Source organism: Paenibacillus sp. V4I3 (genome assembly GCF_030817215.1).
GTDB lineage: Bacteria > Bacillota > Bacilli > Paenibacillales > NBRC-103111 > Paenibacillus_E.
On the sequence record NZ_JAUSZA010000001.1, the window covers coordinates 4,964,289 to 4,979,173 of the forward strand.

Genomic DNA, 14,885 nt, shown 5'->3' on the forward strand with positions numbered 1-14,885 from the left:
GGGTAAGAAGGAGGTGATGCGATTGGATAAGGCTGGTAAACCAGCTACGGGCGAATACCCAACTGGGATTTTGCAATAAAAACATTCATGACCCTCGTCGGGTCACAAGCTATGATGAAATTTATCATAGCTTTTTTAAATTCTATTAAATCCTCCAATACTGAAGTAGTGAACCGAGCGACGTCGTGGCTTTTTGCGGTGGTTCGACCCCGAAATAAAAACGGATGTGGCAACGTTGCGCTGGTCTTGATGTTCACAACAAATACGAATCCATAAGGCAACCGAATTATTGGTTGAATCGGGAATGACGATTGATGGTTCTGGTGCAAGGATTAAAAAAGTTCACAGTTACCCGACAAACTATACTTTGTCTATGCCACTAAACCAAATATCTTATTTAGCCATTCAACCGCAGAGAGGACAGTCGAATTATCATCGGCCTGCCCTTTCCTTATCATATGCAAGGCCTCAATTCCCTTTAACGTCTGATCCGCTGTAAGAAGCGATTTGAACCCAAGCATTGGTTTTGTGATTTTCTTTATGAACCGATGATCTTGCTCCATAATGTTGTTTAGATACTTTATCTGTCTAATTAAGGTTTCTTTTGGTAGGGATTTCTCATTTATTAATTCTTGTATTGCTGGTGGGTATGCTGGATTTTTATCCAAGGTGATTACACGTGGGATTTGAGTATGTGGAGAGGACAAAGCCTTTGTAAAGAAGCGCTTAGCTGCCTGCATATCCCGATTTTCAGATAACATGAAATTAATGGTTTTCCCCATAGAATCAACTGCCCGGTATAGATACTTCCACTGACCTTTGACTTTGATGTAGGTTTCGTCAGTCCTCCAAGAATCGTTTGTAGGTTTCAAAAAGGGACGGATTCGTTTGTCGATTTCGGGTCCAAATTCATGGACCCATCTCATGATCGTTGTATGAGAAATCTTTAATCCTCGTTCGCTCATCATTTCAACTATATCTCGATAACTTAAACTATATTTCAAATACCATCTCACCGTTTGTAAAATAATCGCCGATTCATATTGCTTCCATTTAAATAAATCCATTTTCGTTTCCAAATTAAGTAGCTCCATCTCATGACTTCATTCAAATGATGTTATCATGAATCAGAGTTTTGCACCACAACCGGACGAACTAGTAACGGTTCTATCCTGGGACAGTGGGGCGACAGCAGCAGCAGTAACCAGCAGTGGCAGATTCAGTAATTGACTATTGATAGGTTTCGCTAGTTTAATGCCCAATAAGCTGTATGTCTCTTTAAAGATGACATGTGCTTATTGGGCTTTTAATGCAAAAATTTGCGCAAGAATGAATATTGTATTGTTAATTTCTTCCTTATATAATGATGGGAATGGGATGAGTTAGTTTGACAGTAAACGCTTACATTAAAGTTTGTCTGCTTCGGTTGAAAGGTGGCATCAACATGAAAGGGTATAAGCAATATTTCAATGGGATCTCGATTAAAAACAAAATCTTCAGCACAAATATTTTGATTATTATCCTTTCGATTTCAATTATTGCGCTTTTTGCCAACATCGTCTCTCAAAAAGCAATTATCGAGAAAGCAGTCAAAAATTCGTCAAGGGAACTCGTTCTCATTGACAATAACCTGCAGACATTAATCACTACAGTCGAAGATTATTCAAAAATATTGGCAACTGATTACAGGTTGCAAAATGAACTCTATAACGATTTCTTAGAAAATAATAACTTATCGACCTCTCATTATGTGGGGGGGTTAGATAATTTATCAATGAAAAAGACGCTCTCTGAAGTCATTAGCAACATTGTTGAGCCCAATACCAATATCAAAGCGGTAAGTGTTCTCACCTCGAATCATCAATGGGTCGATGTAGGCTTTGCGGATAATGAGTTTGCTTCCCGTATATTCGGATCCGGCCCAGAAGCCACCGATCATTCCTTTCAGCCTGTCTTGACAGGGTTAATGAAGTTCAAATTCCGCTATGAAGGGGATGACAACGTATTTGCTGTTTCCAAAACGGTGATCCATAAAGATACTGGAAAAACTGTTGGATTGGTTGTTTTATACGTAAAAGAAACGGTTATCGCCTCTATTTATGAAAGGAAAATGAACTACAAGGGAGGAAGTTTCTATATACTCGATCAATATGGGAAAATCATCTCCTCCCAGAATAAAGCTAATTTGTACCGGGATTTCAAAGAGGCAACCTCGATATCAATTCCTAACTCGACACAAGTAGAAACAGGCTTCTTTCAAGGAAACGGGAGCGAGAAGGTGCTGGTATCTACTCACCGTTTGGAACCATTAGAATGGTCGATTGTAAGTGTTATTCCAATTGATGAAATTACGGTGGAGCGCAAAGAAATTAACAAATTAATTATTTGGATCGGCTCATTATGTCTATTGCTCGCATTTATTGTCTCCTATCTGTTGTCCCGATCGATCACGAGGCCGATCTTCCAACTTTCCAGAACGATGAGAGATATTCGGACTGGCCATTTGACGGTCAGAAGCTCGTACCAATCATCGGATGAAATCGGTTATTTAAACGATGTTTTTAATAATTTGATGGACCGTATCGAAGAACTATTGGCCGAAAATGTTGAGGAACAGAAGACGAAGGCCGAGATTGAATTCAAATTGCTGCAAACGCAGGTGCAACCCCATTTTTTGTATAATACACTTGAAACGATCATATCGCTTATCAAGCTGAATATGAAAACAGAAGCCATTACAGCAGCGAAATATATGGCCAATTTCTATAAAATTTCGTTAAGCAAAGGTAACGATATTATTACGCTTAGAGAAGAAATGCAACTATCCGAGAGCTATTTGGAAATTCAGCAATTGCGCTATGTGGAGTATATGGAATATACAATGGATATTGACGAGGAAATTATGTCGTGTTCAATTTCGAAGTTAACGTTGCAGCCGATCGTGGAAAATGCTATCTATCATGGACTTAAGAGGAAAATGGAAAAAGGCTTATTGAGAATTACTGGACGTCGCTTGGGTGAAGAGGTTCATATTGTAATTTACGATAACGGCGTGGGAATAGAAGAATCGCAAATAAAGGGATTGTTGAGGGAAGTTTCGGACTCCAGTGAAAGAACTGGCTTCGGAGTCAGAAGTGTCCATAATCGGATTAGAATGCTGTATGGGGACAGATACGGATTAGAGGTAGAAAGCGAAGTAGGCTTATATACCAGAGTTACCATCCGTTTACCGTTCAAACCATTGCGGGAGGTATGAGATGTTAAAAGTGGTCATTGTCGATGATGAATATTACTTTAGACAAGCTTTGAAAATTTCATTGCCTTGGGAAGAGTTGGGTTTCCAGATCGCCGGCGAAGCGAAGAATGGAGAGGAAGCTCTATCATTGATGTCTGAGATTGGTCCGGATATCGTCTTAGTAGATATTAATATGCCCATTATGGACGGCATGGAATTTATTCAGAAAGCCAAACAATCTGAGCAGGAAACTAAATTTATCATGTTAACAGGTCAAAGCGAGTTTGTATATGCCAAAATGGCCGTGCAGCTTGGGGTTTTTAATTACGTGCTCAAGCCGATTGACGAAGATGAACTTAGAAGCTCCCTACTTGAGATTAAGAATCTGATTTACAAGGAGCACTCCGTAAAGCTGGATTATGAACACTTAAAGAAGCAGGCAAAAGAGCATATGCCGATGTTGAAGGAGCGATTATTGAATGAATGGCTGCAGGGTAGTAGAGTTATAGACCCCTTGTCTTCTATAGAACGGTTGCAGTATTTGGGCATCAATTTGGATGCTCCATTTCATATGGTGGTCGTAGCCGATATTGATTCACAAGATGATCTTGTTACCAAAGAAGACATGCATATTCGCAAGCTGGCTGTTCAAGATATTGCCCAAGAATTTATTCAAAACACACCGTTTGCTAGTTGCCACGACACTAACGATCGGTATGTTATGATAATTGGCGTTCCTAACGCTTCTTACTACAGAATGGAAGCGATTAGTGAAGCGATTAGGAAATCGGTTCAGGCGACTTTGGGATGTACGGTAACGATCGGCGTTGGCAATGGATACCCTGCCTTTGAATCGATATCCGTGTCCTACCAAGAAGCGTTATTTGCTTTGAAACATCGGTTTGTTTTAGGCGGCAATCAAGTTATACTTCATTCCATGATTGCCGAATCGGGTATGAAGGTCAGTCTATTCTCCGTAGAAAGGAGAATCGGACTGTTGATGAGTATGCGAATTGGTAATCTCTCTGAGGCAGAAGAGTGGCTCACGACTTTTTTCCAGGATGCTCGTACCAAGAACGCTTCCACTGAAATGCTGTTTGTTGCCGCACTTGAAATCGTATCCACTTGTTTGGAGTTTTTGGATGAGATGTCTCAAAGCTTCGAACATGTATTTCAGGATACGGCTCAAACTGATATTTTTCAGTTCATTCAACAGATGAACTCTTTTGGCGAACTGGAGAGATGGGTTCGTAACCTGATTCTCAAAGTGATTGTACATGTACATGGCAGGAAGCAAAATAGAGCGGTCAAAGTCGTGGACGAGGTAAAATCGTATATTCAAAGTCATTATGGAAATGAAGAACTACGTATCGTAGATCTCGCAAAGAGTGTCCATATGAACTACAATCATCTCTGTTATGTGTTTAAAAAAGAAACCTCAATTACAATTAACGACTATTTGACCGAAATACGCATCACGAAAGCAAAGGGACTTTTCGATCAAGGAGAGAAGATCGTACAATACGTCGCAAGTCAGGTCGGGTACGCAGATGCCAATTATTTCGGTAAATGCTTTAAGAAGTATATTGGAATTACCCCCAGTAAGTACGTTAACAATATCCAATAGAGTAGTTTTAAGAATACGGCACAATGAGGCATTTATCGATAATGTCTCATTGCGTCTTTTTTTGCAATTGCAAACAATTTTCCTTTCTGTCCGAGAATAGTCTCTGTAATTATTTATATGGAATCCGTAGAATGAAATTAAGGATGATACCGCTTCCATTGAGGGATCAACCAAATAGATACAATATACTTTGATCAAACTTAGGAGGTCAACAAATGGTTAGAACAGTAAAGGTACTCGGCACTTCTCTGATGGCAGGTATGCTTCTCGTTTCAGCAGGTTGTAGTACGAAGAATGAAGCCCAACCTTCCGCAACCCCCGGAAATTCACCAACCCCGGCGGCAACGACAGCAAACAAGGCTGGGAGTGATAAGAAGGTAAAGCTAAGAGTTGTAACTATTACAACGGACGAGAATCGGAATAATATCATGGAAAAGCATATTAAACCGAACGTTGCCAAGGCGTTTCCGAACGTAGAAATTGAATTTGAGCCGGGCGGCGGCGGCGAAGATATGGCGAATAAACTGAAAACGTTTAACGCTGCAGGTGATATGCCTGATGTATTCTGGAACGACGCAGGTTACTTTACTCCATTGAACAATACCGGCAGTATTATGGATTTAACCTCACCGATCACCAAGGACGGGTTTTTGAACAAATACGCTGTTCCTGATGCATTGAAACATGTTGACGGAAAGATTTACAGCTTGTCTTCCGGAGCGGATACCTATTTCACGCCGGTCATTTTCTACCATAAGGACATGTTCGAGCAAGCGGGCGTGCAAGTACCGAAGACATTCGACGAATTGATCGAAGTATCGAAAAAACTAAAAAGCAAAGGCATGGTACCTGCTGTTACCCCTGGCAAAGATGGATGGGGACCGAAGCTTTTCCTGCTTCAGCAGATGATCCAAATCGGCGATCCGCAAGCGATGGCAGACCTTGTGAGCAATAAGACAGACTTCAGTAATCCGGCGGTCAAGGCAGGGGTGTCTCGCATTGAGAAGATGGTTAAGGAAGGTGTCTTTCCGGAAGGTATTGCTAATCTAGATTACGGTCCAGCCAACGAAATGTTTACATCTAAGAAGGCAGCTATGTACATGATGTTTACTTGGGAGCTTCCGAATTTGGCGAAAGATGATACAGTCGATTTCTTCCCGTTCCCAAGTGCTAGCGACAAATACGACCCAACTAAGCAAGTTCAGTTCTGGGGATCTCCACTGAACGGATATGCAGTTAGCGCAAAAACCAAGTATCCTGAAGATGCAGTAAAGTTGGCTGAATTCCTGGCTATGGCAGACGCTCAATATTTCGAATCTACGGGTGCCCCAATTGCCTTGAAGACAGGCAATACAGTGGCGGAACCTAAGCCGTTAATGAAGAAATTCATTAACTGGTACAATCCTATCCCTACCAAAATTGCTTCACTCGCACTTAACTCGTTGGATGCAAAAACATCGGCAGAGCTTGCGACGCAAGGGGCGAAATTGCTGACGGGACAATATCCAGCCGATAAGTTTAGTACGGAGATGGGCAAGATCTGGAGTGAAAATACGTGGTTTAAAAAGTAAATTATATAAGTTCATTTAATAAACTGAATTCCCCTTGGAACTTTAAGTTCCGGGGGTATTCTATAATCAAATCAGACGGTGGAGAGAGCCATGAACAAGTACTACAGCACCAAAGTGTCCATATTTGTATTTTCCGCACCTGCGTTGATTCTGTTTAGCGTTTTCTGTGTTTATCCACTCTTGCCTGAAATTTGGATGAGTTTGAATAATCATGATGGTTTTCGAACTTTAGGGTTTGTTGGTTTGGATAATTATAAGGAAATCCTAGCTTCTACTTCTTTCTGGACTGCTCATAAAAACACGTATTTAATTGTAGGAATTTCCGTCTTTCTGGGTTTACCGCTTTCCTTAATGTTTGCTCTTTTTATGGATGTTCAAACTCCAAAGTTGCGTCGTTTTTTTAAAACGTCTGCCATGCTTCCCGCAATTTTGTCAGTTACGGTCGTCGCAGAAATGTGGATATCCTTCTATGAACCAACCTGGGGGTTATTTAACAGTATTCTGAGATCCATAGGTCTTGAAGCTTGGACTCATTCCTGGCTTACTGAAAAGAACACTGTGATGCCAAGCATCGGATTGACATTTCTATGGCAATATATTGGGCTGAACGCCATGCTATTCTATACGGGAATCAAGACGATCCCCAAAAATTATTACGAAGCTGCTTTAATTGATGGTGCTAGCTTTGCCCAAGTCTGCTTACGAATTACGATTCCACTGCTTCAAGATGTAACTAAATACGTATTAATCTTGTCTACGTTAGGTTCCATGGCATTCTATTCGCAAGTCCGCGTCATGACAGCCGGTGGTCCGGGAGATTTGTCCAGGACGGTTATTTACCAAATGTATTATGTGGCATTCGAAACGTCTGAATTTGGTAAAGGAACGGCTATTGCGGTTGTATTTATTCTAGAGTGCCTTTTCATCTCCTTTCTGATTCAACGGTTCGTCGCCAGAGAAAAACTGGAGTTCTAAGGAGGAGACCATCATGAAATACTTAAGCCGTGTATTTTGGCTAGCGATATGTTGTACGTTTCTGTTTCCCTTATACTGGATGATTACGATGTCACTCAAGTCCAAAAGTGAAGCTTATAATAATCCTTTCGGCTTCCCCCAGTCATGGGAATGGATGAACTATGGTGAAGCGTTGTCGAAGTATCATTTCTTTGTTTATTTCGAGAATAGCTTGATTTATACCATAGGGACCATTGCAATAACGCTGACAACGGGGAGTATGCTTGCGTATTGTCTGAGCCGAATGCAATGGAGATTCAATTCGGCGGCACTACTCTATGTGTCCTTGGGGTTGATTGTGCCTATTGAAGTTGTATTAATTCCATTATTTCAATTAATTAAATTGTTACATCTTAAGGATAGTTATTGGGGCCTCATATTGCCGTATTCCGGATTCGCAATCGCTTCCTGTGTGCTGATGTTATTTGCATTTCTCCGTTCACTTCCTAAGGAATTGGAGGAAGCTGCTTGTATAGATGGGACGAATGTGTATCAGACATTCTTCAGAATCATATTTCCTATTATCACGCCTGCGCTAATGACACAATGCGTTCTGTTGTTCATGCGCATCTGGAATGAGTTCCCGCTTGCTTTTATTATTGCCTCTAAGGATCAATTCCGGCCGTTGACTGTCGGCTTGCTAAGCTTTTTCGTTAGCGTCGGTGTTTCAGACTGGGGACTTATTGGTGCAACGATGATGCTCTCGAGTTTACCTATGATCATCGTATATATGATAGGTAATGAAAGGATTGAAAATGCATTGACGGCAGGAGCTATTTTGAAGTAATAGGAATAGGTTGAGTTGAACAACACCCTTAGTGATTTTCACTCCATTATTATCGGGGCGGGGCAATCACTCTTACATGTCATGAACTAAGTTACGTTGCTTTGTGTAAATTCGACAACACCGGAGAAGATTTGATCACCATTGGGACGATTGGATTGATCAAGGCTATCGAATCTTTCTCACCAAATAAGGGCACGAAGCTCGCGACATTTGCTGCACGATGTATAGAGAATGAGATCCTGATGCATCTGCGATCATTGAAGAAAACACGGAAAGATGTTTCACTGCATGATCCCATTGGAACGGACAAAGAGGGGAACGAGATTACCTTGATCGACATACTCGGCAGCGAGGCGGACGATGTGGTGGATGCGGTGCAGTTGAACGACGCGAGAACTTGCCCTTTCGTAGGGGAAGAAGAGCGGCAGCTACGCTAAACATTCCTCCCTCTGTATGAATGGTTTTTCTCGTAAAATTTTCAAAGTTATAAAAACAAAAAAGTCACCAGAAGACGCCATTAACAATATCACAGTTTAGTATCGATAATCAGGAGTGTTTTCACGATTACTATATTGATCACGATTTTACTCTAAATTCTTATAGAAGAGAAAATATGTCTTTCTACAAATATATGTATAGACAGAGTGTTAACGTATTCAAATCGATAGAGAGTCACTTATTAAATGGTGAATTAAACAAGCATAAATCATGTATTAAAAGGTTACGCGAATTAAGAAAAGAAGAAAGAGGGGAATATCCCGAAATCTGCCCATTTGCTTATTCCTATGTATTTTGGAAACACTCAATTATAGGTGATAAGTCTTTTTTCAGTGATGATCTATTGGTAAATCCTTCAAAGACACTACACGGATTTGAGCTACTGTCCGGATTCTTTCAACCTGATTTGGTAAAGTTGATTAAATTATTAATAGGAAATAATAATCAACAAAAAAAGATGCAAATGGGTTTATTTAAATGGATTATAATGAAATTTGTCTCAGTTAATTATTTGCATAATTTTAACTACTGGAAAACATTGGCGGTTGAAGGAGCGGCTAATAAAAAGGTACCCAATTATAACGAATTAGTTGAAAATAGGCATATAGAAATACCTATGATGATATTGAAGTTACCTTATCCAAGTAACTTATTCAAAGAATCTATGAGTACGAGTTTTATTGTAGATCATGATAGAAAAAATTCAATGTCAACAATTAATCTAATTTGCCCATATAATTCAAATAAGAAAAGAAAAATCAAACCAACTGAAATATCACATCATCCAATGTTATTGGCCGTAAATAAATCATCACATTCAAGTCTAACTGAAAGATACGTTAAAAATTTAGATATTTTCAGGATATGAAATTAGCCCTTTGCGAATCCGCGAGGGCTTTTGTATTGGAACAAGGGGCGGGGAATCCGGAACAGATTCTTGTCATTTATCGGAACAAATTCTTGTCATCCGACACATATGTAGGAGGACAAGATCATATATCCATTTGAATCCGTGATTTGAGCGGATTTTTTATTTTATGGATACAACTTCTTGTCTTTTCTAAAAGACAAGAAGTTGTATTGTTTTCCAATAAAGGACACTAAGTTGATACCTTCCCCTTAGTTGCTAAACGATACAGATTAGTGGTCTATTTAACATTATACAATACATCTTCATATCCTAAAATTCGGCTTTCATTACATGTTAATATTGAAACATAGCGATGCGAAAAACAGGCTCAAACTAATACAAAGGATAAACGGCCATAATCGGCTGATTTTGTTCAACTCCCTCAGAGAATAAGGATTTTCTCACGAATGCTCGCTCATTCGCAGGATTTCAATATGCATGTTAAATAGGGGTTCAGGTGTTTGGGTAGTATGTGGCAGGCAGTTCCGTTAGAGAGCATGCGGGAACAGAAGGTGCTGATCATTTTTACAACATCTTCCATAAAAAAGTTATACTGCACGCTTCTCTCCACAAGGTCCTTGGGGATTCACTCTCCCAAATCTCGACGGGTCTTTGCCCTCACATTCCTTCGTCCTATCTTTCCAAGGTGTGGAGTCCGATCATCGTTAACGGAACGGGTCTATGCCCTAAAGCGGAAAAATCTCGGTACTCGTGCTTTCTTTGTGAGATCCTGCGAATGAGCCAATCTACGTGTCAGGGTTACGATTTACTTTTATGCTGCTAACGGTAGCTGGGCCTTATCCATGGAGAATGTTTGTCCTTCTCTTGCCATGGCTACAAGCATCCGGGCCAGTTTCCCAATGAGCTTCATCATGGACTGCATTTTCGTCATTCGTTTTACGACGGTATTGTGCGCATGCATGGCTTGGAACGCTCCATTGAAAGATAACAGGTGAAACACAGTGAAGTAGAGATGCTTGCGCAGTAGTGAGTTGCCTCGTTTGGTGAGCTTGATTTGCCCCTTATACTTGCCTGAACTTCGTTCTGCTAAGTTCAATCCTGCCTTGCGTAGTAATTGATTTCCGTGAGACAGATTACGTAAGTCCCCCCCAAATGCCAATATGGCAGCCGTTGCAGGAACGGAAGCACCGACAGATCGAACGAGATCAGAACAAGGAATTTCAGGCAGTATCTTTTCAATCATCTCGTCCGCTTCGTCAATAATTCGGCAGATTCTTTCATACTCTTCGATGAGGTGCCTTAGCTCCCATTTGTCTTCTTCAAGGGCAGTAGTGTCTCCCACGCTATGTCTAGCGAGTGATTGAAGTTCCAACGCCTTGTTCTTACCTCGCACCCCGCCAGGTCTGGCCATATACTCACCCCAGATCTGTACCATTTGCTCCGGAGTTAGCTGCAAGAGGTCAGAAGGGGCTGGGAACCGGCGCAAAGTGGCCAACGAACGATCGCTAAAAATATCATCAAATGCTTGTCTGTATTCTGGAAACCGGATATCAAGCCAGCGGTGGATTCTATTCTTAGTCCTTCCTGATTTAACAACCCAGTGCTCTCTGTTTGTAACCATAACCCGTAGGCGGCGGAATGCTTCATCCTTTGGAGAGAAGGGCGTGTAGAACCCACGGCTCACCGCATCGGCGATGACCAGAGCATCTTTTGGGTCGTTCTTGGAAGGTGAGTTATCTCTGTTTTCCTTATTGCGTTTGGTTGTCATTGGATTGACAAGAGCTACATCAATGCCTTGACCCACCAACCAGTTGGCAATATTGAACCAGTAGTGACCGGTGCTCTCCATTCCCACAACGAAGTCATTCATGCCGTGCATCTTCTGTAATTTCCGAATACTGTGTTCTAAATGCTCAAAGCCAGCAAGGTCATTCGAAAATAGAATAGGGCGCTTGGAGAGGACAACACCTCGAAAATTAATGGCTTGTGCAGCGTGCTTCTCCTTGGCAATGTCGATGCCTATAACCAGAGTGGTAGTGGAGATTCGTTATACACGTTGATTTTGAGAATTAATTAGATTAGACTTCATGATAACGCCTCCTAAGGTGAGTTCTGAGGGCTGCAACCCAGTATATACTCATCCTAGCGAGGCGTCCTTTTTTCTGCAAGTTCAATCTACTAACACCTACAGGAATGTTAACGGGCAGTTTAGCGTGGTAGAGGTTGAAAGTATTTCAAAATACAATATGTAGGAAAAAAAGTTAATTTAAGTGAAATACTAAAGAGGATGGCTTAGGGAAATTCTGTGGTCGAAAGCATTTGTTTAAATCTAGAGGAGGTCAAGATGGGGAGTTTTGCCTTAATCTGTTTAATCGTTCTAACTCTAATAGCTGTTGCGATCTTTTATGGATGTGTATTATTGGACTTTATCAATCCAAGCGCTCTTCAAGTTCAACTTTTAGGTGTCATTATTATACTGTTCGGAGTAATTGTTTTGCTGTCTTTTGAAGATTCTTCTGGATATGGATTTACTTTTGGGTTAATTGGGCTTATTACAGGTATTTTCGGTTCATTTAGAGAATCCCAAAGGGCTAAACAAGAAAAAGATGGTTGAACTAGCGCAGAACGTTAGTATTATTTCCTGGTATTTCCTGTTTAGTTCACGTCGTCCACAAATAATGACTTTATTTCCAGCTTTTATAAAGCGCTCAGCAAAAGCTAATCCTATTCCAGCACTTCCGCCTGTAATAAGAATTTAACTCATGATATTGCTACAACGAAGAACTATATTTGAGGGGTTGCTTCGCGGCAGCTCTTAGCACAACATAAAAAAACCGCTAAAGGTGCTTCGGCGGTCATTTTTGTTTGAAGATTATTTTCCTTCTTTGCCGCCGAACATCTCCTTGGCGTATATGACACCAAGTCCATAAGCGCCGCCATGATCTTTGGCAATCGTGAGCACATCATTATAAGTCTTTTGATTCGCCCAGTCGCGCTGCATCTCGAGCAAGTATTGCAGCCAAGTCATAGGTACGGCACCGGCCTGGATCATACGTTGTACGGCCCTCTCGTGTGCCTCTTCGCTTACGCCTCCGCAAGCATCCGTAATAATGTATACTTGATGCCCCGCATCGATTGCCGAAAGAGCCGGATCGACAACGCAAACTTCTGTCCAAAGCCCCGCAATGACAAGTTTCTTTTTACCTGTCTTCTTAACTGCATCTACGACGCGCTGGTCTTCCCATGCATTCATGGTTGTACGATCGATTGGCGCTTGATCGGGAAACACAGCTTGAAGTTCCGGAAAGATCGGACCGCTAAACGTTTTGGATGCCACTGTCGTAAGAATCGTCGGCACTCCGAACAATTTCGCGGATTTAGCAGTCCCAGTTACGTTATTTCGAACGGATTCCAAACTATGGGATTTCGTTGCAAATGCCATTTGCGGTTGATGGTCAACTAATAAAAGTGTGTGATCGGTTGGGCTCAGCAATCGCGGTGATGCATTCGTGGCATTCGCTCTAATATCTGCCCCTTCTGAAACCTTTGTAGCAAGCGAGTTAAATTCTGTTTGTGGAGCCCCGCTTGCTGCATAAGGTTGAACCGTATCACTTGCGGTTCGGGCAACATAAGTGGGTGGGACTTGGCCGTCAGTCAATGTGTTAGCCTGAAAGTTCTTTGTTTGATAATTGGGATTGGTCCCTCTAGCTGTGCATCCTGTCAAAGCAGATAGTAACATGACGCCAGCAATAGGGTATATCAACTTTTTCATTAATAAACACCTCCATTCATAAGATGATTCTGTTGAGGTAGCATTATTCAAGTAATTAGTTCCATTTTTTAGAGTTAAAACGTCGTGTAGATAGATATATAAAGATTGTGCCACAAGATTCCAATGACATTCATCCTGCTCAGCTTATATACTTATCTATAGAGCAGTTCTAATTTCACCTGCCATCGAGACTTCTTAGAACAACTAGAAGGGATGATAGGATGAAATCCAAAAAACGTGTTATACCTTTCATCATCACCGTGATGTTAATGGTTTCCAATATGAATTTGGCTTATGCTCAAAATGATGCCAATCTGGCGGTCAAAGACTTGATCGATAATTATAATAAACGTCTGGAAGTCATTCAACAGCTTAATAATCAAGAAGAACAGATTCAAGGTCAGCTTTCTACGATTAACCGGCAAATATATGAATATGATCAATTGGTTAGCGAGCTGCAACCCGATATCGATAAAATTACAATGAAAATGCAATCCATACAAATCAATATCAGCAATACCGAGAAGAACATTGACTATCGTAATCAGTTATTGAAAAATCGCCTTAATAATATGTATACAAGCGGAAATCTCTCGGTTTCATTTATTGAAGTGCTTTTGGGTTCTACGGATTTTGGCGATTTTATTAATCGGGTGAGTATGCTGACGATGGTTATCAAATCGGATAAGCAATTGATCGAAGTCATGTCGCAGGACAAAGTAAATTTGACAAAATTAAAAGATGAGCTTGACCAACAACAAAGTTTGCTCTTGGCACAGCGGAATACATTAAGTTCTGCAAAGGCTGCACAAGAAGAAAAGATCAATCAACGGATTGCTTTATTAGATCAGTTACAGAAGAAAAGTCAGGCTGAAGTGGATACTGCTCATAAAGTAGAAGAAGACTTGTCGAGTATTGACGATAAGCTTACCCCTGAGGTTGAGGCGCAGCTCAATGCTGTCTTACAAAATAAGGTATGGAGTGACGGTTTTTGGGACTGGCCGGTTCCTTCCTCCCACATGATTACATCGGATTTTGGCCCGCGCGTACAAGAATTTCATGCGGGAATCGATATCGGTGCACCGATCGGAACATCCATCGTTGCGGTAGATAACGGGATTGTGCTTTACGCCGGGAAAGCGAACGGATTCGGCAACTGGGTTGTTATTAAACATTCCAACGGTTTAATGAGCGTATATGGCCATATGTTTGGAGCCGGGATCTACGTATCCGTAGGTCAGGAAGTAAAACTCGGGCAAACCATTGCAGTTGTCGGGAATGATGGGCAATCGACAGGTCCCCATCTGCATTTTGCCGTTGCTACAGGAATTACCGGAAATAAAATGAACTATATTGATCCTCGCCCTTATTTGGATAATAAAAAACTATAATCATGAAAACTCCCTTGGCGGCCATGTCCAACTAGGGAGTTTTTGATTTATAACCATGGGTACAATGGGCTGAATACATAGTTGCCAATTTAATGAATAAAGTGATGTAAGGAATTGTC

General features: G+C 41.1%; 11 protein-coding genes and 2 pseudogenes. 9 read left to right on the forward strand and 4 right to left on the reverse strand.

The features are described 5' to 3' along the window. Positions 1-371: 371 nt before the first annotated feature. Complete coding sequence (locus QFZ77_RS22835) at positions 372-1,067, reverse strand: IS6 family transposase (RefSeq protein ID WP_373462761.1); 696 nt, start codon at positions 1,065-1,067, stop codon at positions 372-374. 377 nt (positions 1,068-1,444) lie between these two features. On the opposite strand from QFZ77_RS22835, the gene QFZ77_RS22840 reads away from it, so the two are divergent. From QFZ77_RS22840 to QFZ77_RS22870, 7 genes and pseudogenes are all read left to right on the forward strand, one after another. Then, positions 1,445-3,256 (forward strand): sensor histidine kinase, encoded by a 1,812-nt coding sequence (locus QFZ77_RS22840; protein WP_307442897.1) that lies wholly within the window; start codon positions 1,445-1,447, stop codon positions 3,254-3,256. A gap of 1 nt (position 3,257) precedes the next feature. Continuing rightward, the gene (locus QFZ77_RS22845; RefSeq protein ID WP_307442898.1) at positions 3,258-4,862 is read left to right on the forward strand and encodes a response regulator transcription factor; all 1,605 of its coding nucleotides are present in this window, start codon (positions 3,258-3,260) and stop codon (positions 4,860-4,862) included. Positions 4,863-5,077: 215 nt separating this feature from the next. Next, entirely contained in the window at positions 5,078-6,433 is a 1,356-nt protein-coding gene (locus QFZ77_RS22850) for an ABC transporter substrate-binding protein (protein ID WP_307442901.1), read from the forward strand. A 90-nt stretch (positions 6,434-6,523) separates the two neighbouring features. Beyond that, positions 6,524-7,408, forward strand: a complete 885-nt coding sequence (locus tag QFZ77_RS22855) for a carbohydrate ABC transporter permease (protein WP_307442902.1) — start codon at positions 6,524-6,526, stop codon at positions 7,406-7,408. A 13-nt stretch (positions 7,409-7,421) separates the two neighbouring features. Continuing rightward, positions 7,422-8,234 carry a carbohydrate ABC transporter permease gene (locus QFZ77_RS22860; RefSeq protein ID WP_307442903.1) on the forward strand — a complete coding sequence of 271 codons (813 nt, stop codon included), beginning with the start codon at positions 7,422-7,424 and terminating at the stop codon, positions 8,232-8,234. 101 nt (positions 8,235-8,335) lie between these two features. After that, positions 8,336-8,617, forward strand: a pseudogene (locus QFZ77_RS22865) (sigma factor); the annotation flags it as partial. Positions 8,618-8,847: 230 nt separating this feature from the next. After that, positions 8,848-9,600, forward strand: a complete 753-nt coding sequence (locus QFZ77_RS22870) for a hypothetical protein (protein WP_307442904.1) — start codon at positions 8,848-8,850, stop codon at positions 9,598-9,600. A gap of 814 nt (positions 9,601-10,414) precedes the next feature. Here QFZ77_RS22870 and QFZ77_RS22875 read toward each other — a convergent pair. Beyond that, positions 10,415-11,647, reverse strand: coding sequence for an IS110 family RNA-guided transposase (locus tag QFZ77_RS22875; protein WP_307449764.1), 1,233 nt, complete (start codon positions 11,645-11,647; stop codon positions 10,415-10,417). Positions 11,648-11,947: 300 nt separating this feature from the next. Between QFZ77_RS22875 and QFZ77_RS22880 the strand changes: the two genes are divergently transcribed. Then, positions 11,948-12,217: a hypothetical protein gene (locus QFZ77_RS22880; protein WP_307442906.1), complete on the forward strand. Its 270-nt coding sequence runs from the start codon at positions 11,948-11,950 to the stop codon at positions 12,215-12,217. A 45-nt stretch (positions 12,218-12,262) separates the two neighbouring features. On the opposite strand, the pseudogene QFZ77_RS22885 reads toward QFZ77_RS22880, so the two are convergent. Continuing rightward, positions 12,263-12,358 (reverse strand): annotated as a pseudogene (locus QFZ77_RS22885) (SDR family NAD(P)-dependent oxidoreductase); the annotation flags it as partial. Positions 12,359-12,475: 117 nt separating this feature from the next. Beyond that, on the reverse strand, positions 12,476-13,096 hold the full coding sequence (locus QFZ77_RS22890) for a hydrolase (RefSeq protein WP_483874679.1): 621 nt from the start codon (positions 13,094-13,096) through the stop codon (positions 12,476-12,478). 500 nt (positions 13,097-13,596) lie between these two features. Here QFZ77_RS22890 and QFZ77_RS22895 point away from each other — a divergent pair, with 500 nt between their 5' ends. Then, positions 13,597-14,766: a murein hydrolase activator EnvC family protein gene (locus QFZ77_RS22895; RefSeq protein ID WP_307442908.1), complete on the forward strand. Its 1,170-nt coding sequence runs from the start codon at positions 13,597-13,599 to the stop codon at positions 14,764-14,766. The last annotated feature ends 119 nt before the right edge of the window (positions 14,767-14,885 follow it).